This is a genomic window from Pseudomonas sp. VS40 (assembly GCF_018587885.1).
In the GTDB taxonomy this organism is placed as follows: domain Bacteria; phylum Pseudomonadota; class Gammaproteobacteria; order Pseudomonadales; family Pseudomonadaceae; genus Aquipseudomonas; species Aquipseudomonas pergaminensis.
Map to the genome: position 1 here is coordinate 1,013,252 of NZ_JAGYWD010000001.1, position 24,925 is coordinate 1,038,176.

At 59.2% G+C, this 24,925-nt stretch carries 30 protein-coding genes and 1 tRNA gene; 25 read left to right on the forward strand and 6 right to left on the reverse strand.

Annotation, left to right across the window (positions count from 1 at the left end; translation table 11 throughout):
• The first annotated feature begins 2 nt into the window (after positions 1-2).
• Genes KHP07_RS04620 through KHP07_RS04660 form a run of 9 tightly spaced genes read left to right on the forward strand, consistent with a single transcriptional unit; the run spans position 3 to position 7,712 of the window.
• Positions 3-932 (forward strand): MerR family transcriptional regulator, encoded by a 930-nt coding sequence (locus KHP07_RS04620; protein WP_214496660.1) that lies wholly within the window; start codon positions 3-5, stop codon positions 930-932.
• Complete coding sequence (gene phrB, locus KHP07_RS04625; protein ID WP_214496661.1) at positions 933-2,378, forward strand: deoxyribodipyrimidine photo-lyase; 1,446 nt, start codon at positions 933-935, stop codon at positions 2,376-2,378.
• Positions 2,371-2,793 (forward strand): nuclear transport factor 2 family protein, encoded by a 423-nt coding sequence (locus tag KHP07_RS04630; RefSeq protein WP_078046795.1) that lies wholly within the window; start codon positions 2,371-2,373, stop codon positions 2,791-2,793. The genes phrB and KHP07_RS04630 overlap by 8 nt, the downstream gene beginning before the upstream one ends.
• A complete protein-coding gene (locus KHP07_RS04635; RefSeq protein ID WP_214496662.1) occupies positions 2,790-3,572 on the forward strand; it encodes an SDR family NAD(P)-dependent oxidoreductase in 783 nt (260 codons plus the stop codon). The genes KHP07_RS04630 and KHP07_RS04635 overlap by 4 nt, the downstream gene beginning before the upstream one ends.
• The gene (locus tag KHP07_RS04640; protein ID WP_099493995.1) at positions 3,569-4,816 is read left to right on the forward strand and encodes an NAD(P)/FAD-dependent oxidoreductase; all 1,248 of its coding nucleotides are present in this window, start codon (positions 3,569-3,571) and stop codon (positions 4,814-4,816) included. The genes KHP07_RS04635 and KHP07_RS04640 overlap by 4 nt, the downstream gene beginning before the upstream one ends.
• The gene (locus tag KHP07_RS04645; RefSeq protein WP_214496663.1) at positions 4,813-5,622 is read left to right on the forward strand and encodes a DUF1365 domain-containing protein; all 810 of its coding nucleotides are present in this window, start codon (positions 4,813-4,815) and stop codon (positions 5,620-5,622) included. Before KHP07_RS04640 ends, KHP07_RS04645 begins: the two co-directional genes overlap by 4 nt.
• Positions 5,609-6,880 (forward strand): SAM-dependent methyltransferase, encoded by a 1,272-nt coding sequence (locus KHP07_RS04650; protein WP_078046791.1) that lies wholly within the window; start codon positions 5,609-5,611, stop codon positions 6,878-6,880. The genes KHP07_RS04645 and KHP07_RS04650 overlap by 14 nt, the downstream gene beginning before the upstream one ends.
• On the forward strand, positions 6,873-7,352 hold the full coding sequence (locus KHP07_RS04655; protein ID WP_078046790.1) for a DUF2878 domain-containing protein: 480 nt from the start codon (positions 6,873-6,875) through the stop codon (positions 7,350-7,352). Before KHP07_RS04650 ends, KHP07_RS04655 begins: the two co-directional genes overlap by 8 nt.
• Positions 7,353-7,406: 54 nt before the next feature.
• Positions 7,407-7,712 (forward strand): YkgJ family cysteine cluster protein, encoded by a 306-nt coding sequence (locus KHP07_RS04660; protein ID WP_034102020.1) that lies wholly within the window; start codon positions 7,407-7,409, stop codon positions 7,710-7,712.
• Positions 7,713-7,839: 127 nt separating this feature from the next.
• Here the strand turns inward: KHP07_RS04660 and KHP07_RS04665 are convergent, their stop codons facing one another.
• The 6 genes from KHP07_RS04665 to hemA all read right to left on the reverse strand — a co-directional run bounded on the left by KHP07_RS04665 (position 7,840) and on the right by hemA (position 13,206).
• Positions 7,840-8,358, reverse strand: coding sequence for an acyloxyacyl hydrolase (locus KHP07_RS04665; protein ID WP_071491044.1), 519 nt, complete (start codon positions 8,356-8,358; stop codon positions 7,840-7,842).
• Between the two features lie 112 nt (positions 8,359-8,470).
• Entirely contained in the window at positions 8,471-9,265 is a 795-nt protein-coding gene (gene murI / locus KHP07_RS04670; protein ID WP_100491524.1) for a glutamate racemase, read from the reverse strand.
• Positions 9,258-10,013 carry a molybdopterin-synthase adenylyltransferase MoeB gene (locus KHP07_RS04675; protein WP_099493992.1) on the reverse strand — a complete coding sequence of 252 codons (756 nt, stop codon included), beginning with the start codon at positions 10,011-10,013 and terminating at the stop codon, positions 9,258-9,260. Before KHP07_RS04675 ends, murI begins: the two co-directional genes overlap by 8 nt.
• On the reverse strand, positions 10,007-10,837 hold the full coding sequence (gene prmC, locus KHP07_RS04680; protein ID WP_214496664.1) for a peptide chain release factor N(5)-glutamine methyltransferase: 831 nt from the start codon (positions 10,835-10,837) through the stop codon (positions 10,007-10,009). Before prmC ends, KHP07_RS04675 begins: the two co-directional genes overlap by 7 nt.
• A complete protein-coding gene (gene prfA, locus KHP07_RS04685; protein WP_078046786.1) occupies positions 10,838-11,920 on the reverse strand; it encodes a peptide chain release factor 1 in 1,083 nt (360 codons plus the stop codon). It lies immediately after the preceding gene.
• Entirely contained in the window at positions 11,917-13,206 is a 1,290-nt protein-coding gene (gene hemA / locus KHP07_RS04690) for a glutamyl-tRNA reductase (RefSeq protein WP_078046785.1), read from the reverse strand. Before hemA ends, prfA begins: the two co-directional genes overlap by 4 nt.
• Positions 13,207-13,388: 182 nt before the next feature.
• Here hemA and KHP07_RS04695 point away from each other — a divergent pair, with 182 nt between their 5' ends.
• From KHP07_RS04695 to KHP07_RS04770, 16 genes are all read left to right on the forward strand, one after another.
• Positions 13,389-15,113 (forward strand): tetratricopeptide repeat protein, encoded by a 1,725-nt coding sequence (locus KHP07_RS04695; protein ID WP_078046784.1) that lies wholly within the window; start codon positions 13,389-13,391, stop codon positions 15,111-15,113.
• Between the two features lie 4 nt (positions 15,114-15,117).
• Positions 15,118-15,735, forward strand: a complete 618-nt coding sequence (gene lolB, locus KHP07_RS04700; RefSeq protein ID WP_214496665.1) for a lipoprotein insertase outer membrane protein LolB — start codon at positions 15,118-15,120, stop codon at positions 15,733-15,735.
• Position 15,736: 1 nt separating this feature from the next.
• A complete protein-coding gene (ispE, locus tag KHP07_RS04705; RefSeq protein WP_078046782.1) occupies positions 15,737-16,588 on the forward strand; it encodes a 4-(cytidine 5'-diphospho)-2-C-methyl-D-erythritol kinase in 852 nt (283 codons plus the stop codon).
• 36 nt (positions 16,589-16,624) lie between these two features.
• Positions 16,625-16,699, forward strand: a tRNA-Gln gene (locus KHP07_RS04710).
• A 45-nt stretch (positions 16,700-16,744) separates the two neighbouring features.
• A complete protein-coding gene (locus KHP07_RS04715) occupies positions 16,745-17,686 on the forward strand; it encodes a ribose-phosphate pyrophosphokinase (protein ID WP_003208392.1) in 942 nt (313 codons plus the stop codon).
• Positions 17,687-17,823: 137 nt separating this feature from the next.
• Positions 17,824-18,423, forward strand: a complete 600-nt coding sequence (locus tag KHP07_RS04720) for a 50S ribosomal protein L25/general stress protein Ctc (RefSeq protein ID WP_034102008.1) — start codon at positions 17,824-17,826, stop codon at positions 18,421-18,423.
• Between the two features lie 167 nt (positions 18,424-18,590).
• Complete coding sequence (pth, locus tag KHP07_RS04725) at positions 18,591-19,175, forward strand: aminoacyl-tRNA hydrolase (protein ID WP_214496703.1); 585 nt, start codon at positions 18,591-18,593, stop codon at positions 19,173-19,175.
• 21 nt (positions 19,176-19,196) lie between these two features.
• Positions 19,197-20,297: a redox-regulated ATPase YchF gene (gene ychF / locus KHP07_RS04730; protein WP_078046781.1), complete on the forward strand. Its 1,101-nt coding sequence runs from the start codon at positions 19,197-19,199 to the stop codon at positions 20,295-20,297.
• Between the two features lie 270 nt (positions 20,298-20,567).
• Positions 20,568-21,494, forward strand: a complete 927-nt coding sequence (locus KHP07_RS04735; RefSeq protein WP_099493990.1) for a sigma 54-interacting transcriptional regulator — start codon at positions 20,568-20,570, stop codon at positions 21,492-21,494.
• Positions 21,495-21,665: 171 nt separating this feature from the next.
• Entirely contained in the window at positions 21,666-21,854 is a 189-nt protein-coding gene (locus KHP07_RS04740; RefSeq protein ID WP_078046779.1) for a hypothetical protein, read from the forward strand.
• A 64-nt stretch (positions 21,855-21,918) separates the two neighbouring features.
• On the forward strand, positions 21,919-22,278 hold the full coding sequence (locus KHP07_RS29435; RefSeq protein WP_223204493.1) for a hypothetical protein: 360 nt from the start codon (positions 21,919-21,921) through the stop codon (positions 22,276-22,278).
• Positions 22,279-22,284: 6 nt separating this feature from the next.
• Entirely contained in the window at positions 22,285-23,070 is a 786-nt protein-coding gene (gene sctJ / locus KHP07_RS04750) for a type III secretion system inner membrane ring lipoprotein SctJ (protein ID WP_099493988.1), read from the forward strand.
• Positions 23,063-23,608 (forward strand): MerR family transcriptional regulator, encoded by a 546-nt coding sequence (locus KHP07_RS04755; protein ID WP_214496666.1) that lies wholly within the window; start codon positions 23,063-23,065, stop codon positions 23,606-23,608. Before sctJ ends, KHP07_RS04755 begins: the two co-directional genes overlap by 8 nt.
• 14 nt (positions 23,609-23,622) lie before the next feature.
• Positions 23,623-24,219, forward strand: coding sequence for a type III secretion system stator protein SctL (gene sctL / locus KHP07_RS04760; protein WP_214496667.1), 597 nt, complete (start codon positions 23,623-23,625; stop codon positions 24,217-24,219).
• A gap of 163 nt (positions 24,220-24,382) precedes the next feature.
• Positions 24,383-24,523: a hypothetical protein gene (locus KHP07_RS04765; protein WP_157806799.1), complete on the forward strand. Its 141-nt coding sequence runs from the start codon at positions 24,383-24,385 to the stop codon at positions 24,521-24,523.
• Between the two features lies 1 nt (position 24,524).
• Positions 24,525-24,917, forward strand: coding sequence for a hypothetical protein (locus tag KHP07_RS04770; protein WP_078046774.1), 393 nt, complete (start codon positions 24,525-24,527; stop codon positions 24,915-24,917).
• The last annotated feature ends 8 nt before the right edge of the window (positions 24,918-24,925 follow it).

Sequence of the window (24,925 nt, forward strand, 5' to 3'; positions counted from 1 at the left end):
CCATGAAAGCTGCCCTGCTAGACGAACCCGGCGAAGACATCGCCCAAGCACTCGAGGACGGCTGGCTGCCGATCCGCGAAGTGGCGCGCCAGACCGGCGTCAACGCCGTGACCCTGCGCGCCTGGGAACGCCGTTACGGCCTGATCGTGCCCCAGCGCACGCCCAAGGGTCATCGACTGTTCAGCGCCGAACATGTCCAACGTATCCACACCATTCTCACTTGGCTCAATCGCGGCGTGCCGGTCAGCCAGGTCAAGGGCCTGATCGACTCCGCCCAAGCCCTTCCCGATGCCGGCGAAAATGAATGGCACACCCTGCGCCAGAACCTGGTGCAAGCCATCAGCGAATTGACCGAGCGCCGGGTCGACGATGCCTTCAACCAGGCCATGGCGCTGTACCCGCCGCGCACCTTGTGCGAGCAATTGTTGCTGCCGTTGCTCCAGGAGCTGGAACAGCGTTGGCAGGGCCAATTCGGCGCACAGATGGAGCGGGTGTTTTTCATGTCCTGGCTGCGCAGCAAATTCGGTGCACGCATCTACCACAACAACCGCCAGTTACACGGCGCGCCCTTGTTGCTGGTGAATCAATCAGACCTGCCGCTGGAGCCGCACCTGTGGCTCAGCGCCTGGCTGGCCAGCAGTGCCGACTGCCCGGTAGAAGTCTTCGACTGGCCGCTGCCCGCCGGTGAACTGGCCCTGGCGGTGGAACACCTGCAACCGCGCGCCGTGCTGCTGTATTCGAGCAAGGCCCTCCACTTGTCAGCTTTCGCCAAACTTCTCAGCGGCATCCAATGCCCTACGTTAATCGTCGGACCAACGGTATGCATCCACCAGGCCGAGTTGGCGGTATTAAGCCGTGACATCCCTCAATTGTTCAGCGCCGAAGAGCCGTTGTCGGCCCACCAGCTACTGATCCAGCGTGGACTCGTTTAAATGCATCTGATCTGGCTGCGCACCGACCTGCGCCTACACGACAACACCGCCCTGGCCGCCGCAAGCCAGCGAGGCCCGATTGCGGCGGTGTACCTGATCACGCCCGAACAGTGGCTGGCCCACGACGATGCGCCGTGCAAAGTGGATTTCTGGCTGCGCAACCTGCAGGTGCTGAGCAAAACGCTCGGCGAGCTGAACATTCCCCTGCTGATCCGCACCGCAGCCACCTGGGATCAGGCGCCCGACGTGCTGAGCCAGCTGTGCCACGAGCTGTCGGTGGCGTCGGTGCACGTCAACGAGGAATACGGCATCCACGAAAGCCGTCGCGATGCGGCCGTCGCCAAGGCCTTGGAAGCACAAGGCGTGAGCTTCCACAGCTACCTGGACCAACTGTTCTTCCAGCCCGGCAGCGTTCTGACCAAAACCGGTACGTATTTCCAGGTATTCAGCCAGTTTCGCAAGGTCTGCTACACCCGCCTGCACAGCGCCCTGCCCCGCAGGGTCGCGGCGCCAAAAGCGCAGGCTGTGCTCACGCTCAAAAGCGATCCGGTGCCCCCGGCAGTCGACGGTTTCGAGCCGCCCAGCGAGGCCCTGCGGACGCTGTGGCCAGCAGGTGAGGACGAAGCCCGTCGCCGTCTCGATGCCTTTGCCGATCAGCAAATCAGCTACTACAAGGACGAGCGCGACTTCCCCGCCAAACCCGGCACCAGCCAGCTCTCCGCCTACCTTGCGGCGGGCGTGGTTTCGCCGCGCCAGTGCCTGCATGCCGCACTGCAAACCAATGGCGGCGAATTCGAAAGCGGCGACATGGGCGCCATCACCTGGATCAACGAGTTGCTGTGGCGCGAGTTCTACAAGCACATTCTGGTGGGCTACCCCAGGGTATCGCGCCACCGCGCGTTCCGCCCCGAGACCGAAGCCGTGGCCTGGCGCAACGCCCCCAAAGACCTCGCTGCCTGGCAGGAAGCCCGCACCGGCCTGCCGATTATCGATGCCGCCATGCGCCAACTGCTGGAAACCGGCTGGATGCATAACCGCCTGCGCATGGTGGTGGCGATGTTTCTGACCAAGAACCTGCTGATCGACTGGCGCGAAGGCGAGCGCTTCTTTATGCGTCACCTGATCGACGGCGACCTGGCGGCGAACAATGGCGGCTGGCAGTGGAGCTCATCCACCGGCACCGACTCGGCGCCGTATTTCCGGATTTTCAGCCCGTTGAGTCAGTCGGAGAAATTTGACGCTGAAGGCGTGTTTATCAAGCACTGGCTGCCGGAACTGGCCGCGCTGAATAAAAAGGATGTGCACAACCCCGAAGCCGCCGGCGGCTTGTTCGGCGTGGCTGACTACCCGCGCTCGATCGTCGACCTGAAAAAATCCCGTGAACGTGCACTGGCCGCCTTCCGCAGCCTGCCCTCGCGCCAGGCCGCAGGGGGTGAGTATGAGTGACTTCCTGCGCCGCTTCGCCCAGGCCTTTGCCACGCTGGACAAGCACAACCTGCACCTGCTCGACAGCCTGTACAGCCAGGACATCGCCTTTGCCGACCCGTTGCACGAAGTCCACGGCTTGCCTGCCATGCACCGTTACTTCGCCGACCTGTATAGCAACGTCAGCCAGTTGCGCTTTGACTTCCACAGTTTCGACCAGGTCGCCGAAGGCGAGGGTTACCTGCGCTGGAAGATGAGTTTTTGCCACCCGCGCCTGGCCAACGGTAAGGTGATCCGGGTGGAAGGCTGCTCGCACTTGATGTGGCGTGACAAGGTGTACCGCCACCGCGATTATTTCGATGCCGGCGCCATGCTGTATGAACACTTGCCTGTGCTGGGCAACGTTATCAGTTGGCTGAAAAGGAGAATGGGATGAGCCTGACACCGCCCCGCCGTTATTGGCTGACTGGCGCCAGCAGTGGCATCGGTGCCGCGTTGGCCGTGGAACTGCTCAACAGCGGCGCCCATGTGGCGCTCAGCTCGCGCACCAAAGGACCGCTGGAGGCACTCGCCCAGCGTTTCCCCGGCCAGGTACTAGTGGTGGCCGGCGACCTGACCAACAGCCAGACCGTGCGTGAGATCGGCGAGCATATCGGCGTGGTCTGGGGGGCACTGGACACGGTGATCCTCAATGCCGGTACCTGTGAGTATGTGGACGCGCGGCAGTTTGATTCATCGATCATCGAGCACGTGGTGCGCACCAACCTGTTGGCCAGCAGTTATTGCATCGAAGCCGCCCTGCCACTGTTGCGCGCCGGACAAACGCCGCACCTGGTGGGTGTCGCCAGCGCCGTCACCTACCTGCCCATGCCGCGCGCCGAAGCTTATGGCGCCTCCAAGGCGGGCCTACGCTACCTGTTCGAATCCCTGCGCATCAGCCTGTCGCCGGAAAATATCGACGTGACCGTGATCAGTCCGGGCTTCGTCGATACGCCACTGACCGAACGCAATGACTTCCCCATGCCGCTCAGTTGGTCGGCAGACAAAGCCGCACGGCACATCTTCGCCAAGCTGGAAAAACGTCCGCTGGAGATCGCCTTTCCCGCCCTGTTTATCGCCGCCCTCTGGCCGCTGTCGAAACTGCCGAACCGCGCACAACTGATCATCGGCAAGCGCATGCTGCGCAGCCCGCCGCCGAAAAAGGACGACCTGTGAAGATCGCCATCATCGGCAGCGGCATTGCGGGGCTGACCAGCGCCTACCTGCTCAGCCGCCGTCATGACATCACCCTGTTCGAAGCGGGTGACCGCATCGGCGGGCACACCCATACCGTCAACGTGACGGTCGAGGGTAAGCGCTACGCGGTAGACACCGGTTTTATCGTGTTCAACGACTGGACCTACCCCAATTTCATCCGCCTGTTGGGGCAGATCGGCGTGACGTTCAAACCCACTGAAATGAGCTTTTCGGTGTGCGACGAAAACACTCGGTTCGAGTACAACGGCAACAACCTCAACAGCCTGTTTGCCCAGCGGCGCAATATCCTGTCGCCGGGGTTCTGGGGCATGTTGCGTGACATCCTGCGCTTCAATCGCGAGGCACCGCTGGACCTGCAAGAGCAACGCATCAGCGCCGACATGACCTTGGGGGATTACCTCGAAGCGAAAGGATATGGCCCGCGGTTTATCCTGCATTACATCGTGCCGATGGGTGCCGCGATCTGGTCGATGTCCTTGGTGGACATGCTCAAGTTTCCCTTGCAGTTCTTCGTGCGGTTTTTCAAGAACCACGGGCTGCTCTCGGTGAATAACCGGCCACAGTGGTGTGTGATCGAGGGCGGCTCAAGCAGCTATATCGAACCCCTGACCCACAGCTTTCGCGAACAGATCCGACTCGACTGCCCGGTGCATCTGGTGGAGCGCGATGCAGAGGGCGTGGTAGTGCACAGTGCCGCCGGCACCGAGGCCTTCGACAAGGTGGTGTTTGCCTGCCACAGCGACCAGGCGCTGGCGTTGCTCGGTGACCCCAGCCAGGCCGAGCAGCATATATTGGGCGCACTGCCCTACGCCGACAATGATGTGGTGCTGCACACCGACACGCGCCTGTTACCCGAGCGCAAACTGGCCTGGGCCAGCTGGAACTACCGGCTCAACGCCAACCGGCAGACGCAGGCGGCGGTCACCTACGACATGAACATCCTGCAAGGCATCGACAGTGACACCACGTTCTGCGTCAGCCTCAACCAGACGCAAATGATCAACCCGCTGAAGATTCTTGCCCGCTACACCTATGCCCATCCGCAATACAGCCTGGCGGCGGTAGCGGCGCAGGCGCGTCGCGACGAAATATCCGGCGTGCGCCATACCTATTACTGCGGCGCCTACTGGGCCAATGGTTTTCACGAAGACGGCGTGGTCAGCGCCCTGCACGTGGCCCAGGCGTTTGGAGAAACCCTGTGAACAGCGCCCTGTACAGCGGCTGGATTGCCCACCGCCGGTTTGCGCCCAAGGCCCACGCCTTTCGCTACCGCATCGGCTTGCTGTACCTGGACCTGAGCGAAGAACACGAAGTAATGGGGTTGTCGCCCCTGGCCGGGCGCAGCCGCCTGGCCCCCTTTGGTTTTCGTCAGCAGGACTACCTGCGTGAATTGACGCGCACCGGCATGAGCTTGAGCGATGCCGTGCGCCAGGAAGTCGGCAAGGCACTGGGGCATACACCCCAGGGCGTAATCTGCCTACTGACCCAGGCCCGCAGTTGGGGCCTGGCTTTTAACCCCGTGAGTTTCTTCTACTGCTTCGAGGCAGACGGACGTCTGGCCGCGATACTGTGTGAAGTGACCAACACCCCATGGCGCGAGCGCTACCACTATGTGCTGCCAGCCCAGGCCTTGAGTGCGGATGAGCATCAGCATTTTGCCGTGGCCAAGGCCTTCCATGTGTCGCCGTTCTTGCCACGCGACCTGGAATACCGCATGAGCTTCAGCCCGCCCGCTGCCCGGCTTGGCGTGCACATGGCCGACTGGCAGGGCACGCAAAAAGTCTTCGACGCCACCTTGAGCCTGCAAAAAGAACCGCTCAACCGCGCCAGCCTGCATCGCTACCTGTGGCGCTTCCCCTGGATGACCGCCAAGACCTGCCTCGCGATCTACTGGCAGGCCATGCGCCTCTTGCTCAAACGCACACCGATTTTTTCCCACCAGGCCGCCGATGGCGCCTCTCGCACCGCAGTCGGGTATACCAAGGATCGCCGCCATGAAATCCCCTAGCTTATCGGTCAAGGGCAACCGCCTGAACGTCAATGGCATGACCGCCGCGCTGTTGCGCAAGGCGGTACTGCGTCAACTCAGCCAGCTGCGCCATGGCCAGTTGGTGGTGATCGAGGAGGGCGAGCGGCAGGTATTCGGCGCACGGGAAGCGCACTTGCTGGGGGAAATCCAGATCGTCGATTCAGCCGTGTGGGGCCTGGTGGCGGCCAACGGTTCCATCGGCGCCGGCGAGGCGTTTATCCACGGCTACTGGACCAGCCCGGACCTGACCGCCGTTGTGCGCGTAATGGTCAGCAACCTGGACGTACTCGACGCAATGGAAGGTGGCCTGGCGCGCCTGGCGCGGCCGTTCACCCAGGGGCTGCATTGGCTCAACCGCAATACGCGCAAGGGCTCGCAGAAAAACATCGCCGCCCACTATGACCTCGGCAATGACTTGTTCGAGGAATTCCTCGACCCGACCATGATGTATTCGGCGGCGCAATTCCTGACCCCGGACGACACCCTGGAGCAAGCGCAGCTGAACAAACTGGAACGCATCTGCCAAAAGCTCGCCCTCAAGCCCACCGACCACCTGCTGGAGATCGGCACCGGCTGGGGCAGCATGGCGCTCTATGCCGCGCAGCATTACGGTTGCAAGGTCACCACCACGACCTTGTCCAAGGAACAGTTCGCCTACACCGCACAACGCATCGCGGCCTTGGGGCTGCAAGACCAGGTCACGCTGTTGCTGCAGGATTATCGCGACCTTACCGGCCAATATGACAAGCTGGTGTCCATTGAGATGATCGAGGCGGTGGGCCATCGCTTCCTGCCGACCTACTTCAAACAGTGCGCGCGCTTGCTCAAGAGCGACGGCCTGATGTTGCTGCAAGCCATCACCATTCGTGAGCAACGCTTTGAACAGGCCAAGCGCAGCGTGGACTTTATCCAGCGCTACATCTTCCCCGGCGGCGCCCTGCCCTGCGTGCAGAACATGCTGCACATCGTCAGCCGCGATACCGATATGAACCTGCTGCACATGGAGGATTTTGGCCTGCATTACGCGCGAACCCTGCGCCTGTGGCATGAGAATTTTCGCCGCGCCCACGGTCGCCTCGCCGAACTGGGCTACGACGAGTATTTCCTGCGCCTGTGGGAGTTTTACCTGTGTTACTGCGAGGGTGGCTTCATGGAGCGCACCATCGGCACGGCGCAATTGCTGCTGGCCAAACCTTCGGCGATCAACCCGCCGCTGCTCGGTCGCTTCAGTGCTTAAGACCCTGGCCAACGCCGCGCTCTTTCAGTGCGGCTGGTTTGCCTGCGTGCTCGGCGGTGACAGTGCATGGTTATTCGTGGGGCTGGCGGTGCTGGCCGTTCATCTGTTGTGGATAAGTTCGTGGGCCGCAGACGCCAGGCTGATCCTCAGTGTCACCGTCGTGGGTACGCTATTGGACACTGCGTTGCGCACGCTGGGCGTGTTTCAGTTCACCGAGCCGGGCCCGCTGATTCCCTTCTGGTTGATCCTGTTGTGGGCGTTGCTGGCGACGACGTTGCGCCATTGCCTGGCCTGGAGCGCCCGCCCCTGGTGGCGTGCGGCGGTACTGGGCGCATTCGGCGGCCCGCTTTCCTACTACGCCGGCAGCCAATTGGCGGGGGTGCAGTTTGGTTATGGCCTCGCCCCCACGATGGCGGCGCTGGCGCTGCTGTGGGCCTTGGTATTTGTGGGGTTGCATCGGTTGGCGCGTTGACGTCTGTCAGTCGTTTCACACCTGCGTCACCCGCTTGCCTTACACTGCGCGTCTATGACCAACATCCCCCACACTCAAATCGCCGAACCCACCGTCACCTGCTCGACGTGCGCGGCCTGCTGCTGCCAGCTGGAAGTGATGCTGATCACCGACACGGGCGTGCCAGAGCGTTATATCGACACCGATGACTGGGGCGGCGAAGTGATGCTGCGCCTGGACGACGGCTGGTGCGCGGCGCTGGATCGGGACACGATGATGTGCACGATCTACGAGCGACGCCCGCTGATTTGCCGGGAGTTCGAGATGGGAGCACCGGAGTGCCTGACCGAGCGCGAAGGGATTGCGACGGCCTACCGCTGATCGTCTGGTGAGTGGAGCTCTAAATGTGGGAGCGGGCTTGCTCGCGAAAGCGGTGTGTCAGTCAAACATGTAGCGACTGTTACACCGCTTTCGCGAGCAAGCCCGCTCCCACAAGGGTTCTTCGGTGTTACAGCGGCAAGGTGTAGTGCAACGAGTAGCTCTCTACCCCATCGTTATTGCTGCTGATGCCCGCATTGGAATAATGCGTGGCACGAATGCCTACCTCATGCCCACCCGCGAAGCGCAGGCCAAAGCCCAGGCGGTCTTCGAACTGGAAGGCCTGGCCGATGTTGTTGTCTTCCAGCTTGGTGCGCGAGAACACCGCCACCCCGATCCCAGCCTCGATGTAAGGCTTCACCGATTCGCCGGCAAACTCGTACACAAAAACTGGCGAGAACGACAGGCTGCTGGCGCTGGCGCGCTTGTCGCCATCCCAATAGGTGTAGGCACCGCTCCAGTAACCGGTCAGACGACCGGTATCGCTTTGCCACCAGCTTTTGTCCCAGTCCGATGTCAGCCCCAGCCGATAGGTCATGGTCGAATCGCTCGTGCTCCCCACACCGAACTCCAGGCCGGCGGCCTGTGCCGAAACAGAGTGCCCCACTACAGCGGCCGCAATCGCGGCCAAACAGAACAAGCGCTTCATAAGAAACATCCTTTCCAAACGAAGTTATAGAATTTTTTACAGGCAATCTGGCTATAGAAGCTGGCGTGTAGTCAGAAGTTCCAGCTTATAACGCCGGTATTTCACGAATTTTTCACGAAGCGAAGCTTCGCACATCGCCCGGATATTTCCATAGTGTCGGTAGGATATTTCTTAAGTGATACACATCGCCGCTGGTCCAGAACTGCGCAGGTTCTGGATTGCCGTCGGCCAGCAACTCGCGCTCGCCCAGCAAACGCTTGAGCTGGCGGGCCACGGCGGCACCGGTGTCGATGAGAATGATGCTGGGGGGCAGCATCTGCGCCAGGAGTGGCTTGAGGAAGGGATAGTGGGTGCAACCGAGGATGATGGTGTCGCAGCCGGCGCTGAGCAGTGGTTCGACGTAACCCTGCAACATCTGGCGCAGGGCTGGGCTGGTCAGGTCACCGCTTTCAATCAGTTCGACCAAGCCCGGGCACGGCTGGGTGATGACCTTCACATCGGTAGCGAATCGGTCGAGCAACGCGGCGAACTTGGCGCTTTGCAACGTGCCGGTGGTGGCAAGCACCCCGACGACGCCACTGCGAGTGGCCGCGGCTGCGGGTTTTACGGCCGGCTCCATGCCTACCAGTGGCCAGTCAGGAAAATCCAGCCGCAGGTCGGCGACAGCGGCGACGGTCGCGGTATTACAGGCAATCACGAACGCCTTGGCGCCCTGCTCCCGGAAAAACGCCGCCACCCGCCGCGAACGCTCAAGGATAAATGCCGGGCTTTTCTCGCCGTAGGGGATGTGCCCGCAATCGGCCACATACAGCAGTGATTCGTGGGGCAACAGTTGCTGGATTTCGTCCAGCACGGTCAACCCGCCGATACCGGAATCGAACACACCGATCGGCGCGCCCTTAACCATGGTGCGTCCCGCACACGCTGCAGCCGGGGTCACGCTTGACGCGCAATTCGCGAAAACGCGTGGTCAAGGCATCGATAAGCAACAGGCGACCCACCAGCGGCTCGCCGAAACCGGCCAGCAGTTTCAAGGCTTCCAAAGCTTGCAGGCTACCGACCAGCCCCACCAACGGGCCGATTACGCCAGCTTCGCTGCAGGTGAGTTCGGTGTCGCTGCCGTGCCCATATAAACAGTGGTAGCACGGGCTGTCGGCGCGACGTGGGTCGAATACCGACAACTGCCCTTCAAGGCGAATCGCCGCGCCGCTGATCAATGGCTTGCCGGCGGCGACGCAGGCGGCATTCACCGCTTCACGGGTGGAGAAGTTGTCGCTGCAATCGAGCACTACATCCACAGCGTCTACCGCGGCGGCCAGGGAATCGACATCCAGCGCGGTACGGTGGGCAATCAGCGTGACATCGGGGTTGATCGCGGTCAGGCGGCGCAGGGCCGAGTCGACCTTGGTCTGCCCGACACTGTCGGTGTCATGGATGATCTGGCGTTGCAGGTTGGTCAGGTCGACGGTGTCGAAATCCGCCAGATGCAGCGCGCCCACACCGGCCGCTGCCAAGTACAACGCCACGGGCGCACCCAGGCCACCGAGGCCGACGATCAATGCACGCGCGTTTTTGAGGCGCAATTGGCCGTCGATGTCGACATGCTGCAACAGAATCTGTCGGCTATAGCGCAACAGCTCCTGATCGGTCAGCACGGCCGACGCCCCAGGGTGATGCGCTCGTGGCCGCCGAGGTCGATACGACTGTGCACGTCCTCAAACCCTTCGCTCAACAGCAGGTCACGCACGGCCGGGGCCTGGTCGTAACCGTGCTCCAGCAGCAGTCGCCCACCGGCATTCAGGTGGGCGGGGGCTTCTCTGATGATCAACCGCAGGTCATCCAAGCCATCGTGGCCGGCCACCAGCGCGCTGGCCGGCTCAAAGCGCACATCGCCCGCCGCCAGGTGCGGGTCGTTGTCGGCGATGTACGGCGGGTTGCTGATGATCAGGTCATAGGTGTGACCTTGCAGCGCGCTGAACCAGTGGCTGTTCAGCACATTGACGTTCTTGAGGTGCAGGCGCTGGCGGTTGCGCTCGGCCAGGGCCACGGCTTCCAGCACGCGGTCGACGGCGGTGACCTGCCAGGCCGGACGTTCGCTGGCCAGGGCCAAGGCGATGGCACCGCTGCCGGTGCCCAGGTCGAGGACCTTGGCGGGCGTGGCGGGCAACAATTCCAGGGCAGCCTCTACCAGCAGCTCGGTGTCCGGGCGCGGTATCAGCGTATGGGGCGCGACCTCCAGGTCCAGCTTCCAGAAGCCTTGCTGGCCGAGGATGTAGGCCACCGGCTCACCGCCGCGACGGCGCTGCAGGTAGCCGCCAAAGGTCAGCGCATCTTCGCTGCTGACGATTTTCTCGGGCCAGGTGTGCAGGTAGCTGCGGGATTTACCCAGGGCAGCGGCCAGCAGCAATTCAGCATCCAGGCGCGCAGTGGGCGAGTCCGGAAGGTCGGCGGCGCGCAGCAGGCTGGCGATGATGGTCATTTATTCACCTATCGCCGCCAATTGATCGGCCTGGTACTCAGCGAGTAACGGCTCGATCACCGCTTCCACGCCACCGGCAAGAATCTCGTCCAGGGAGTAAAGCGTGAGATTGACCCGGTGGTCGGTGACCCGGCCCTGAGCAAAGTTATAGGTGCGGATGCGCTCGGAGCGGTCGCCCGAGCCCACCAGCAACTTGCGCTCGCTGGCAATCGCGTTGGCGGCGGCGCTGGTCTGCTGGTCGTTGAGCTTGGCCGACAGCCAGGACATGGCCCGTGCACGGTTCTTGTGCTGGGAGCGTTCTTCCTGGCACTCCACCACGATGCCCGAGGGCAAGTGAGTGATGCGGATCGCCGAGTCGGTCTTGTTGACGTGCTGACCACCCGCGCCCGACGAGCGGTAAGTGTCGACACGCAAGTCGGCCGGGTTGATCTCGATGGCTTCCTGTTCGTCCGGCTCAGGCAACACCGCGACAGTACACGCCGAGGTGTGGATACGGCCTTGGGATTCCGTGGCCGGGACGCGTTGTACGCGGTGCGCGCCGGATTCGAACTTGAGCTTGCCGTAGACGTTATCGCCTTCGACCCGCGCGATGACTTCTTTGTAGCCGCCGTGCTCGCCTTCGTTCTCGGACAGGATCTCCACACGCCAGCCGCGACGTTCGGCATAGCGCGAATACATGCGGAACAGGTCGCCGGAGAAGATCGCCGCCTCGTCACCGCCGGTGCCGGCACGGATTTCGAGGAACACGTTGCGCCCGTCATTCGGGTCCTTGGGCAGCAACATGCGCTGCAGGTCGCCTTCCAGCTCGGCCAGTTTTTCCTTGGCTTCGCGGACTTCTTCCACCGCCATTTCGCGCATGTCCGGGTCGCTGTCCTTGAGCAGCGCCTGGGCGCCTTCGAGGTCGGCCTGTACCTTGGTCAGGTGCTTGTAGGTGGCCACAATCGGCTCAACTTCGGCGTATTCCTTGGAATAGGCGCGGAATTTGGCTTGATCGGAGATGACCTCGCCGTCGCCAAGCAAGGCGGTCAGTTCTTCGAAACGGTCCTGGAGCACGTCCAGTTTATTGAGCAGTGACGCTTTCATTGCGGTTTTTTATCCGAAGAGCTTTCTGACGCGCCCTCACCGAGGGCAAAGAGTTCCTGGGCCATGGCCAGCGCATCGAGGCGGCCTTCGGCGGTAAGCTTTTTCAACTGTACGCTGGGTGCGTGGAGCAATTTGTTGGTGAGGCCACGCGCCAGTTGCATCAACACTTCCTCGGCGCTGCTGCCGTTGGCCAGCAAGCGCTGGGCCTTGATCAGCTCCTCGTCGCGCAGGCGCTCGCCTTGCTGACGATACGCCTTGAGCACGTCCACCGCCGCCAACTCACGCAGGCGCACCATAAAATCTTCGGCGCCGGTGCTGACCATTTCCTCGGCGGCCTGGGCGGCACCCTGGCGGCTCTTAAGGTTTTCGGCGACCACTTCGTGCAAATCGTCGACGCTATAGAGGTAAACGTCGTCCAACTCGCCGACTTCTGGCTCGATATCCCGGGGAACAGCGATGTCTACCATGAAGATAGGTTTGTGCTTGCGCAGTTTCAATGCACTCTCGACCGCGCCCTTGCCCAAGATCGGCAACTGGCTGGCGGTTGAGCTGATGACGATATCGCTGCGCACCAGCTCGGCCGGGATATCCGACAACAACACGGCATGCGCACCGAACTGCTCAGCGAGGATGCTGGCACGTTCCAGGGTGCGATTGGCAACGACGATACGCTTCACCCCCAGGTCATGCAGGTGGCGGGCGACCAGGGTAATGGTCTCGCCGGCGCCGATCAGCAGGGCCTGGCTGCGCTGCAAGTCACTGAAAATCTGCTTGGCCAGGCTGACCGCGGCAAATGCCACGGACACCGGGTTTTCGCCAATGGCGGTGTCGGTGCGCACTTGCTTGGCGGAATTGAACGTGGCCTGGAACAGCCGGCCCAGCAGCGGGCCAACGGTGCCTGCCTCACGCGCTACGGCGTAGGCGGACTTCATCTGGCCGAGGATCTGCGGCTCGCCCAACACCAGCGAATCGAGCCCGGCGGCCACACGCATCATGTGACGAACTGCCGCATCCTCTTCATGCACATAAGCGCTCGCGCGCAGGTCGTCGAGGTCCAAATGGTGGTAATCGGCCAGCCAGCGCAGCACGACATCCGCTGAAAGATGTTCCTGCTCTATATAAAGCTCGCTGCGATTGCAGGTCGAAAGGATCGCAGCTTCGCGACTGTCGGTGAGCCGGCAGAGCTGCTGCAAGGCCTCAACCAACTGCTCTGGCGTAAACGCCACGCGCTCGCGCACGTCTACGGAGGCAGTCTTGTGGTTAATACCGAGTGCGAGGAAGGCCATTCAATATCGCTGATGATGTCGGGAAGCCGACAATTGTCCTACTTCGAAAGATTCAGAACAACCACCGTCGTCTATTGTCCTAATGCCTTGTGTCTATAAAGGCACCCATTGAGTCTCGGTTATGTTTGGCCGAAGGCTTGTGTCATGATGATCCGACCGCAGGTTAGTCGTCCTCTTCCTATATGAATAGATCTTCCGCGTTGCTCCTTGCTTTTGTCTTCCTCAGCGGCTGCCAGGCCATGGCACCCGTGTCGCCGGACGGTACCCCGCCGGTGGAAGACAGCACCCCAGCCCCTGAAAAGCCAAAGGTTTATTCCTCGTTCACGGAAGAAACGGTGTACAGCCTGCTGACCGCAGAGCTGGCCGGCCAACGCAATCGCTTCGACATTGCGCTGGATAACTACGTGACCCAGGCGATCAACACCCAGGATCCAGGCATTTCCGAGCGGGCCTTCCGCATCGCCGAATACCTTGGCGCTGACCAGGCTGCGCTGGACACGTCGCTGATCTGGGCAAAAAACGCCCCGGACGACCTGGAAGCACAACGGGCGGCAGCCATTCAACTGGCACGCGCCGGGCGTTATGACGACTCCATGGTTTATATGGAGAAAGTCCTGCAGGGCAAGGGCGACACCCATTTCGATTTCCTCGCATTGTCGGCTGCCGACACCGACCAGGACACCCGCAATGGCCTGATGAAGAGTTTCGACCGCCTGCTGCAGAAACATCCGAAGAACAGCCAGCTGATCTTCGGCAAGGCATTGCTGCTGCAACAGGATGACGAAGCCGACGCGGCGTTGAAGCTGCTGGAGCAGAACCCGCCGGAAGAAGGCGAAATCGCCCCGATCCTGTTGCGCGCTCGCCTGCTGCAGAACCTCAACCGCGGCAAGGAAGCGATTCCGCTGCTGGAAAAAAGCATCAAGAAGTATCCGGACGACAAGCGCCTGCGCCTGACTTACGCGCGCATGCTGGTGGAACAGGACCGCATGGAGGACGCCAAAGTGCAGTTCGCCAACCTGGTCCAGCAATACCCGGATGACGACGAATTACGTTACTCCCTGGCGCTGGTGTGCCTCGAAGCCAAGGCCTGGGACGAGGCCAAGGGCTACCTGGAAGAGCTGATCCAGCGTGAGAGCCACGTGGATTCGGCGCACTTGAATCTCGGCCGCATCGCCGAAGAACGTAACGATCCACAAGCTGCCCTGCTTGAATACGCCCAGGTCGGCCCCGGCAATGACTACCTGCCAGCCCAATTGCGCCAGGCCGATATCCTGATGAGCAATGGCCGTACCGACGAGGCGGAAAAACGCCTGGCCGCCGCGCGGGATGCCGAACCGGACTACGCGATCCAGCTGTACCTGATCCAGGCCGAAACCCTGTCGGCCAACAATCAGGGCGAGCGGGCGTGGAAACTGCTGCAACAAGCATTGCTGCAGTTCCCCGATGATTTGAACCTGCTGTACACCCGCGCCATGCAGGCGGAAAAACGCAATGACCTGGCGCAGATGGAAAAAGACCTGCGCCTGATCATCAAGCGCGACCCGGACAATGCCATGGCCCTCAACGCCTTGGGCTACACCCTGTCCGACCGCACCACGCGCTACGACGAAGCCAAGGTGCTGATCGAGCAAGCCCACAAGCTCAACCCGGAAGACCCGGCCGTACTCGACAGCCTCGGCTGGGTGAATTACCGCCTGGGCAACCTGGACGAAGCCGAACGCTTGCTGCGCCAGGCACTGGAGCGCTTCCCGGACCAGGAAGTCGCCGCCCACCTGGGCGAAGTGCTGTGGGCCAATGGCAAGCAGCGCGAAGCACGTCAGATCTGGGAAAAATTCCTCAAGGAACAACCTGAAAGCCCCGTCCTGCGCGGCACCATCAAACGCCTGACCGGCTCCGAGACCCTTTAAGCTTATGTTCTTGCGCTACCTCATTATTTTCAGCTTCATCGCCCTGCTCGCCGGTTGCGCGGGCTTCGGTGCCCGTGAATCCGTTGAGGGCCAGGGCAACCCGGCGCAATGGAAGCAACACAAGGACCAGCTCAGCAGCATCGATGGCTGGCAGATCGAAGGCAAAGTCGGTGTACGTGCGCCGAAAGACTCCGGCAGCGGTACCTTGTTCTGGCTACAACGCCAGGATTACTACGACATTCGCCTCTCCGGCCCGCTCGGTCGCGGCGCAGCCCGCCTGACCGGGCGACCGGGGCAAGTCAGCCTTGAAGTGGCCAACCAAGGCCGCTACGAAGCCACCTCCCCGGAAGAGCTGCTGGAACAACAGATTGGCTGGAAGCTGCCGGTGTCTCACTTGGTCTGGTGGGTACGTGGCTTGCCCGCACCTGACAGCAAGAGTCGCCTGAGCCTTAATGGCGACAGCCGCCTGGCCACCCTGGAGCAGGATGGCTGGCAGGTGGAATATTTGAGCTATGTGGAACAAAGCGGGTATTGGCTGCCTGAACGTATCAAGCTGCATGGCCCCGACCTTGATGTCACACTGGTGATCAAGGACTGGCAACCGCGCAAACTGGGGCAATAACGTGTCCGTACAAACATTGACCCTGCCCTCCCCGGCCAAACTCAATCTGATGCTGCACATCTTGGGCCGCCGTGAAGACGGTTACCACGAGCTGCAGACGCTGTTTCAATTTCTCGACTACGGCGATGAGCTGACATTCGCCGTACGCGACGATGGCGTCATCAAGTTGCATACCGACTTCGAAGGTGTCCCTCACGACAGCAACCTGATCGTGAAGGCGGCGAAAAAACTTCAGGAGCAATCCGGCTGTACGCTCGGCATCGATATCTGGATTGATAAAATCCTGCCCATGGGCGGTGGTATCGGTGGCGGCAGTTCAAATGCCGCGACCACATTGCTCGGGCTGAACCACTTGTGGCAACTGGGCTGGGATGACGATCGCCTTGCGGCCCTGGGCCTGACACTGGGGGCCGACGTCCCGGTTTTCGTGCGTGGGCACGCGGCTTTTGCCGAGGGCGTTGGCGAGAAACTCAGCCCGGAATACCCCGAGGAGCCGTGGTATGTCGTGCTTGTTCCGCAAGTATCTGTAAGTACAGCAGAAATTTTTTCAGATCCACTGTTGACACGTAACTCTCCTCCCATTAAAGTGCGCCCCGTTCCCAAGGGAAACAGTCGAAATGACTGCTTACCGGTTGTAGCAAGGCGTTATCCAGAGGTACGTAACGCTTTGAATTTGTTAGGTAAATTTACCGAAGCGAAATTAACCGGCACTGGAAGTTGTGTGTTTGGGGGCTTCCCAAGCAAAGCTGAAGCTGATAAAGTCTCGGCCCTTCTTACAGAGACCCTTACAGGGTTTGTAGCAAAGGGAAGCAACGTTTCGATGTTGCATCGCAAGCTGCAAAGTCTGCTCTAAAGGAACCGAGTGTTAGGCACTCGTTGCAACAGATACAGGGGCGTCGCCAAGCGGTAAGGCAGCAGGTTTTGATCCTGCCATGCGTTGGTTCGAATCCAGCCGCCCCTGCCATTTTCTATACTCATCCAGGTTACCCTCAGCCTCTAGGTACTGCGCGTGTCCAAGATGATGGTCTTTACGGGGAATGCTAACCCCGATCTGGCTCGGCGTGTCGTACGTCAGCTGCATATCCCTCTCGGTGACATCTCTGTCGGTAAATTCTCCGACGGCGAAATTACAGCCGAGATCAATGAAAACGTTCGCGGTAAAGACGTCTTCATTATTCAGCCGACTTGCGCTCCGACCAACGATAACCTGATGGAACTCGTCGTGATGGCTGATGCCTTCCGCCGCTCCTCAGCGACTCGAATCACAGCTGTAATCCCTTACTTTGGTTATGCCCGTCAGGATCGCCGTCCGCGTTCCGCACGTGTGGCTATCAGCGCGAAAGTCGTGGCTGACATGCTCACCGTGGTAGGCATCGACCGTGTTCTCACGGTTGACCTGCACGCTGACCAAATCCAGGGGTTCTTCGACATTCCGGTAGATAACATCTACGGCTCCCCCGTATTGGTGGATGACATCGAAGACCAGCGCTTTGAAAACCTGATGATCGTGTCCCCGGACATTGGTGGCGTCGTGCGTGCACGGGCTGTTGCCAAATCCCTGGGCGTGGACCTCGGGATCATCGACAAACGCCGTGAGAAAGCCAATCACTCTGAAGTGATGCATATCATCGGTGATGTCGAAGGGCGTACCTGTATTCTGGTTGATGACATGGTCGACACCGCCGGCACCCTGTGCCACGCGGCGAAAGCCTTGAAAGAGCACGGTGCCGCTAAAGTCTTCGCCTACTGCACACACCCTGTGCTGTCTGGCCGAGCGATCGAGAACATCGAGAATTCAATGCTGGACGAACTGGTGGTGACCAACACCATCCCGTTGTCCGCTGCTGCTCAAGCCTGTTCGCGTATCCGTCAACTGGATATCGCACCGGTTGTTGCCGAGGCGGTTCGCCGCATCAGCAATGAAGAATCGATCAGCGCGATGTTCCGTTAAGGGTCAAACCTACGGTCTATCCCACTGACGAAAAGCGCCCCGCCCCGACATTCTGTTGGGGCGGGGCTTTTTTGCCCATGTCGAGTCTGGCGCTGGTCGCAAACGCCGCTCGATGATGGCTATTTTGGAGATACAACATGAACGACTTTACTCTGAACGCCCAAGCGCGTACTGACCTGGGGAAAGGTGCGAGCCGCCGCCTGCGTCACGCCGCCAACATCCCAGCCGTTGTATACGGTGGTAACAAGCCTGCTGAATCCGTGACCATCCTGGCCAAGGAAATCGCCAAGCTGTTCGAAAACGAAGCTGCCTACAGCCACGTTATCGAGCTGAACGTCGACGGCGCCAAGCAGAACGTCATCGTTAAAGCGATGCAGCGTCACCCGTCCAAGCAGTTCATCATGCACGCTGACTTCGTTCGCGTTGTAGCTGGCCAGAAACTGACCGCTATCGTGCCTGTGCACTTTGTTGGTGAAGAAGCTCCGGTCAAGAAAGGCGGCGAGATCTCGCACGTCCTGAACGAAATCGAAGTGACCTGCCTGCCGAAAGACCTGCCTGAGTTCATCGAAGTCGACCTGTCGGCTCTGGAAATCGGCGCTATCGTTCACCTGTCCGACCTCAAGGCACCTAAAGGCGTTGAGTTTGTCGCACTGGCTCACGGTGATGACAAAGCTGTTGCCAACGTTCACGCTCCACGCGTTGCTCCAGAAGCTGAAGAAGAAGGCGCTGCAGAGTAATTCACTCTGTATTGCCGGAGCTTGAGGAAACATCGCGGACCGAAACGTAGCGAGAAAGCGGGCGATGACGCGACGTTTACTCTTGAGTAAATGATGTAGTGTTGTCCACTTTCGCCGCACTCAGGTCTGGCGATGTTATCCACAACTCCAAAGGAAGGGCCCCTGTCGTGACTGCCATTAAACTGATCGTTGGCCTGGGAAATCCAGGCGCCGAATACGAACAGACCCGGCATAACGCGGGGGCCCTTTTTGTTGAGCGCATCGCCCACGCCAAAGGTGTGAACTTGGTGGCCGATCGCAAATATTTTGGCCTGACCGGACGCTTCTCGCATCAGGGTCAGGATGTTCGTCTGCTGATTCCCACCACCTACATGAACCGCAGCGGCCAGGCTGTCGCGGCGCTTGCGGGTTTCTTCCGGATCAAACCCGAGGAAATCCTGGTGGCCCATGACGAATTGGACCTGCCACCCGGTGTTGCCAAGCTCAAGCTGGGCGGCGGGCATGGCGGGCACAATGGCCTGCGCGACATCATCGCGCAGCTGGGTAATCAGAATAATTTCTACCGTCTGCGGCTTGGCATTGGCCACCCAGGCGTTGCCAGTATGGTTTCAAATTTCGTCCTGGGTCGTGCGCCACGCGCCGAACAGGAAAAACTCGATGCCAGCATCGACTTTGCCCTCGGCGTGCTGCCGGATATCTTCGCCGGTGAATGGAACCGCGCGATGAAAAACCTGCACAGCCAGAAGGCCTGACTCTTACCGAGGGGAAACACCATGGGATTCAATTGCGGCATCGTCGGCCTGCCCAACGTCGGCAAATCCACCCTGTTCAACGCCCTGACCAAGTCCGGTATCGCAGCGGAGAACTTCCCCTTCTGCACCATCGAGCCCAATAGCGGCATCGTGCCTATGCCCGATCCGCGCCTGGAAGCCCTGGCGGCCATCGTCAACCCCAAGCGCATCCTGCCGACCACCATGGAGTTCGTCGACATCGCTGGCCTGGTCGCCGGCGCCTCGAAAGGTGAAGGCCTGGGCAACAAGTTCCTGGCCAACATCCGCGAGACCGATGCCATCGCCCACGTGGTCCGCTGCTTTGAAGACGAAAACGTGATCCACGTCTCCAACAGCGTCGACCCGAAACGCGACATCGAGATCATCGACCTGGAACTGATCTTCGCCGACCTCGACAGCTGCGAGAAGCAACTGCAGAAAGTCGCGCGTAATGCCAAGGGTGGTGACAAGGACGCTGTGGTCCAGAAAGGCCTGCTGGAGCAGTTGATCGCTCACTTCACCGAAGGCAAGCCGGCACGCAGCCTGATGAAGAACATGGGCGCTGACGAGAAGGCCGTGATCAAAGGCTTCCACCTGCTGACCACCAAGCCTGTGATGTACATCGCCAACGTCGCTGAAGACGGTTTCGAGAACAACCCGCTGCTGGACGTGGTCAAGGCCATCGCCGACGAAGAAGGCGCCATCGTGGTTCCGGTGTGCAACAAGATCGAAGCCGAAATCGCCGAGCTTGATGACGGCGAAGAAAAGGATATGTTCCTCGAGGCCCTGGGCCTGACCGAACCTGGCCTGAACCGCGTGATTCGCGCCGGCTACGAAATGCTCAACCTGCAGACCTACTTCACCGCAGGCGTCGAAGAAGTCCGCGCGTGGACCGTCAAGGTCGGCGCCACCGCGCCACAGGCCGCCGGTGTGATCCACACCGATTTCGAAAAGGGTTTTATCCGCGCCGAAGTGATCGCATACAACGATTTCATCCAGTACAAGGGTGAAGCAGGTACCAAGGAAGCCGGTAAGTGGCGTTTGGAAGGCAAGGAATACATCGTGAAAGATGGCGATGTGATGCATTTCCGCTTCAATGTTTAAACGCTAGCGCAACACCCATAAAGCCGACGCTCTGCGTCGGCTTTTTTGTGTGTGTGATTTTATGGATCATGTTAAATACAAACTTTATCCTACATACAAGAAGCAACTTACTCACCACCACTCCAACCAACTAAAAAACTAAAATAAACAAATTTTCCTACACTACAATACCCGGCTTTTTACCCGTGCACACGATGACAGCGTCAAAAAATTGCGCTCTACTTAGCAATTACGGCAGCGCTTTGAAATGTCAGTGGAGTAACAACAACTATGTCGGCCTCCTATCATCATGGATATGAAACAGATACGCCGCACTTTGAGGATCCTGATATTGAAAACACACTCAACGCTACGGCTACACGCAATATTGATATCCTGTTACTTGGGGAAACCGGTACAGGTAAAGACACGCTAGCCCTGCGAATTCATAATTTATCCGGACGACGTGGGAACTTTGTCGCGGTGAACTGCGCGGCTATTCCGGAGAGCCTTGCTGAAAGCCAATTGTTCGGCGTCAATACCGGGGCCTATACCGGTGCAGTGCAATCGCGGTCGGGTTTTATCGAGGCCTCGCACTTGGGCACACTTTACCTGGATGAAATCGACAGCATGCCGCTCGCGTTACAAGCCAAGTTGCTACGCGTGCTGGAATCCCGAGGCGTTGAGCGATTAGGCTCGACACGGTTCATTCCCGTGGATATGCGCGTCATCGCCTCCGCCCAGCAATCACTTTATGAAATGGTTGAACAAGGCGCTTTCAGGCGCGACCTTTACTTTCGCCTGAGCGTTGTCAGCATTCATCTCCCCGCACTGCGCAACCGCCGCGAGCGGATCATACCTTTATTTCTCAAGATGGTTAGACAGGAGGCGGAATACTTCCATTGCGCAGCAGAGCGCCCTTCAGAAGCGCTGATCCAGCAGCTTTTATGCCACCCTTGGCGGGGCAACGCGCGCGAATTGCGATCCACGGTAAAGCGATTTGTGCTGGGGCTTCCCCCTTTCTCGTCCGTCTCTAAGACAGACTCATCCGATAACGAAAAAAACTTGAAACAGCGTCTGCAGCAAATCGAAAAAGTATTAATTGAGGAGTCATTGCGCCGTCACGCTCAGTGCGTGGATGGGAGTGCTGAGGAACTGGGCATGGCCAAGCGCACGCTTTACTACCGCATGAAACTACTGGAAATATCAGCCGACTGATTCCCAGCACACAAAAAAGAAACGCCTTGAAACACTCATCACCATCACCACCGGAACCTCTTTACGCACCCCCGCCACTCAAGCTATGAGTCTGATATCTGGTGCACTCAATACGCATCTAATATCAATAGACCAAACACCCAGATCTTTTTTCAATAACGGAGTGATCCTATGTCCAGTATTGGTTACACACCACCCTACAACCCAATTTATTCCAATTACGACGGTGGCGGCATCGGCGGTGACGAGAACGCAGACCTCAAGGCTTTAAGGAAAAAAGAGGCACGCGAGTCACTGATAGAAGGCATTGAAGCGTACAAGATTACTGAGCAGAAAAAGAACATCGACGCCATACGTTGATCGAACAACCGCCCTCGTATACGGACGAGGGCGGCCTTTTAGTTTTTCTCGCCCGAGGTACCGTATGGAAATAGAAAGCTCACTTCAGCTGGGTCATTCACTTCGCCCTACCATGAACCTGACTCAGGGCAGTACGCCACATCAAAACGAAGACGTGAATTTCTTTTCTTCACAGCTGGGACCTTCAACAAGGCACAACATCCCAACATCAACCACAGGTGTATTGGCTGACGCACTGCGGCCGTTGGAAAAATCGACAAGATCAATGAAAAATAGCCTGAAAGCCTTCAACTCTCAATTCAACGAAAAGGCTCGGCTTAACTACGCCTCTCACCTTTCAGACACAATGATAACGACACAAGTGCTGGTAAAGAGCGTAGGCAAAGGCGCGCAGCTCATCGATAAAATCGGCAATTTGCAGTAGGTAAACATGATTCACTCTCTGGCCACAGGGCTGGCTTTATCATTGGTAGTACTGCTCGCAGGGTGTTCCGATAGCGTTGAACTGCGTCGACAACTTTCCGAACAGGAAGCCAACGAGGTCATCGCGGAACTGGCGGACAAACATATACGCGCTCGAAAAGTCCCAGCTAAAGACGGAGATGTTGTTATCGTCAATGCCAGCGACATCAGCCGTGCCGTTCGCACACTGGAGGCCGCAGGACTACCCCGGATGGCTCGCGCCACAATGGGAGACACTTTCCGCAAGGAAGGGGTTATTTCCACTCCGATGGAGGAGCGCGCTCGCTACATTTATGCCCTGTCCCAAGAGCTGGAAGCCACCCTATCTAAAATCGATGGCGTCATCGTCGCCCGGGTACACGTCGTATTGCCCGAGCGTGTTGCACCGGGAGAACCTGTTCAACCGGCGTCTGCTTCGGTGTTTATCAAGCACGACCCGAGACTTGAACCCGACAATATCCGTGGGCGTGTACGCCGGATGGTTGCCAGCAGCATCCCAGGCATGACGACAGAAGTCGATAACTCACGAAAGCTGAGCGTAATTTTTGTACCTGCAGCGGCTTATCAAGAGCAGCAACGGCTGAGCTACTTCGGGCCGTTTCTGCTTCCCGAAAATGACCTGACGTTTTGGCGTGTGACTACGTCACTGACATTCATCGGCAGCGTGCTTGGGATACTGGCTGCAGTGATTTGGCATAGACACCGGCAAAGCCTGTTGGCGAAAGCAAGCAAGGCCACAGAACCTGATGAATGAGGCACTGGCGTGGGCGCAATGGTGGTTCTCCCCATGGAGCCAGGCCCATGAAGAATGGGACGAACTTAGCCAATGCATCGGGCTCGATGATCTCTGGCGTGCTCAGCACTCGCGGGCCAGTGTGGCCCTGAACATCGCCCCCTGCCTCCCATTACCGCCTCAAGGCGCGGTTCTGCAACTGGCACTCGCATCAGCAGAGCAACTGCAGCAGATGCTGGCGCTGTTGGGTCATATTTGCCATCGGCCCGTCGATGGAGCCGTCAGCGACGCCCAGCATTTATGGTGCTTGCGCCTCTCCAAAGCAATAACCCTGGAAGCCCTGCTACCTGGCGACGCAGACCCCCTGCATCTGTTGCAGGCCTGGGTGGAGCCCGCCGTTTGGCAGCGCCTTCGACTGCGATTCCCCCCCCAGCGTGTGCGACGGCTGGAATACCAACAGCTTGCACTCGAAGACACACGTGGACGACTGGATACACTCTGGAAAGCACTGGTCTGGCGAGTCATATCACCCAATGACGAAGATTTTCCGAGCTCATAAAACAAGGCACGAACATGCTATGCCGACGCAAGATTGAGTTATATGAAAAGGCCTCTGATCTGGCCCATGTCCTGATAAAGCGAGAAATACTCAGCCAGAGTACCCAAGCCTACGAACTGGTAGAGCGTGCGAAGCTACAGGCTGATCACCTGGTGAGTGAGGCCGTACAGCAACGTGACACCTTCCATGAACAGGCAAACCTGGAGTTCTGGCGAAGGGCAGATCGCGTGCTGGGACAGTGGGAACATCAGCGGCTCATCATGTGCGAGCAACTGGAGCGTTATGCAACTGCAATCACCAACGAAGCCTTTTGCCATCTGTTAGAGGAGGTGCCGCCTGCAAAACGCCTTACCGCCTTGATCAAACAATTGACAGCCAACCAACTCCCATCGGTCCAAGCCTGCCTGCTGTGCCATCCCCCTGAGCGAGAGGATCTTGAATGCAGCCTCGCTGCGTTGGACATAACGCTCTGGACCGTACGGCCTGATGAAAGAGTCAAGCCCCAGGCATTGGTATTGGAAACAACGGAGGGCGACTTCCACATCGACTGGCACACCCTGCGCGACATGCTGTTGATACAGGAGACCCCACCGTCGACTCCGAAGCCTTGAGCAGACGATAGTTCAATGCGCTAGTGGCAGATGGAACTGGTGGCATCTCGAGTGCCACATAGCAGGAACACACCATGAGATTATATTTATGGAAACCTCCGCGAGCCTGAGAAGCAGACTGTCAAAACATGCCGATCTTGAATCTAATCGGTTGGATAAACTCTTGAATAGTCCAGACACCCTGGACACAGACGTCGCTTTTTTTGAACAGGCCAAGGCACAGCGCCTGTCCATGTTTGCCTACAACGAGCACGTACGCGCCGAACACATGCTACTCAAAACTGCGCTCGACGGCGTCCAGTAAAGTGGATGAACTGATCACTCGCTGGTTGGGTAGTCATGAAGAGCAACTGTCGCTGTTCGAAGGCGACGACGAAATCATCCTGCGGCGTCAATTCGGATCGTTTCAGCTAAGCGTGCAACTGACGCCGCCCTGCCCCGCCCAGTTCTCCTTGGAAACGTGGATGAGACTAGGGGAAGCCAGCCTCAATCATTTTCAGGGTGCGCTCGCCCAGGCTTCGGTCACCGGTGCGCTGTGGCTGGCTCAGTGCATACCGGACAGACACCAGACGCGCCTTCTGCTCAATACCATCGAACAACTGCTCAACCAACGCGACACCTGGCGCGCGGTTGTCGCGCGCCAGGTTAAGCAGCACCTCAAACGCCCTCCCTCACCGCTACGCTCGCTGGCACTTTAGAAAGAGAA

What these genes read in the sequence shown, in the direction of transcription:
- murI (WP_100491524.1), bottom strand. Translation starts at nt 9,265, where the DNA reads ATGGTTAAGGGCGCGCCGATCGGTGTGTTCGATTCCGGTATCGGCGGG.
- KHP07_RS04620 (WP_214496660.1), top strand. Translation starts at nt 3, where the DNA reads ATGAAAGCTGCCCTGCTAGACGAACCCGGCGAAGACATCGCCCAAGCA.
- KHP07_RS04755 (WP_214496666.1), top strand. Translation starts at nt 23,063, where the DNA reads ATGAATGAGGCACTGGCGTGGGCGCAATGGTGGTTCTCCCCATGGAGC.
- KHP07_RS04740 (WP_078046779.1), top strand. Translation starts at nt 21,666, where the DNA reads ATGTCCAGTATTGGTTACACACCACCCTACAACCCAATTTATTCCAAT.
- prfA (WP_078046786.1), bottom strand. Translation starts at nt 11,920, where the DNA reads ATGAAAGCGTCACTGCTCAATAAACTGGACGTGCTCCAGGACCGTTTC.
- lolB (WP_214496665.1), top strand. Translation starts at nt 15,118, where the DNA reads ATGTTCTTGCGCTACCTCATTATTTTCAGCTTCATCGCCCTGCTCGCC.
- KHP07_RS04650 (WP_078046791.1), top strand. Translation starts at nt 5,609, where the DNA reads ATGAAATCCCCTAGCTTATCGGTCAAGGGCAACCGCCTGAACGTCAAT.
- phrB (WP_214496661.1), top strand. Translation starts at nt 933, where the DNA reads ATGCATCTGATCTGGCTGCGCACCGACCTGCGCCTACACGACAACACC.
- KHP07_RS04635 (WP_214496662.1), top strand. Translation starts at nt 2,790, where the DNA reads ATGAGCCTGACACCGCCCCGCCGTTATTGGCTGACTGGCGCCAGCAGT.
- KHP07_RS04665 (WP_071491044.1), bottom strand. Translation starts at nt 8,358, where the DNA reads ATGAAGCGCTTGTTCTGTTTGGCCGCGATTGCGGCCGCTGTAGTGGGG.
- ychF (WP_078046781.1), top strand. Translation starts at nt 19,197, where the DNA reads ATGGGATTCAATTGCGGCATCGTCGGCCTGCCCAACGTCGGCAAATCC.
- sctJ (WP_099493988.1), top strand. Translation starts at nt 22,285, where the DNA reads ATGATTCACTCTCTGGCCACAGGGCTGGCTTTATCATTGGTAGTACTG.
- KHP07_RS04630 (WP_078046795.1), top strand. Translation starts at nt 2,371, where the DNA reads ATGAGTGACTTCCTGCGCCGCTTCGCCCAGGCCTTTGCCACGCTGGAC.
- KHP07_RS04735 (WP_099493990.1), top strand. Translation starts at nt 20,568, where the DNA reads ATGTCGGCCTCCTATCATCATGGATATGAAACAGATACGCCGCACTTT.
- KHP07_RS29435 (WP_223204493.1), top strand. Translation starts at nt 21,919, where the DNA reads ATGGAAATAGAAAGCTCACTTCAGCTGGGTCATTCACTTCGCCCTACC.
- KHP07_RS04660 (WP_034102020.1), top strand. Translation starts at nt 7,407, where the DNA reads ATGACCAACATCCCCCACACTCAAATCGCCGAACCCACCGTCACCTGC.
- hemA (WP_078046785.1), bottom strand. Translation starts at nt 13,206, where the DNA reads ATGGCCTTCCTCGCACTCGGTATTAACCACAAGACTGCCTCCGTAGAC.
- KHP07_RS04720 (WP_034102008.1), top strand. Translation starts at nt 17,824, where the DNA reads ATGAACGACTTTACTCTGAACGCCCAAGCGCGTACTGACCTGGGGAAA.
- KHP07_RS04695 (WP_078046784.1), top strand. Translation starts at nt 13,389, where the DNA reads ATGAATAGATCTTCCGCGTTGCTCCTTGCTTTTGTCTTCCTCAGCGGC.
- sctL (WP_214496667.1), top strand. Translation starts at nt 23,623, where the DNA reads ATGCTATGCCGACGCAAGATTGAGTTATATGAAAAGGCCTCTGATCTG.
- prmC (WP_214496664.1), bottom strand. Translation starts at nt 10,837, where the DNA reads ATGACCATCATCGCCAGCCTGCTGCGCGCCGCCGACCTTCCGGACTCG.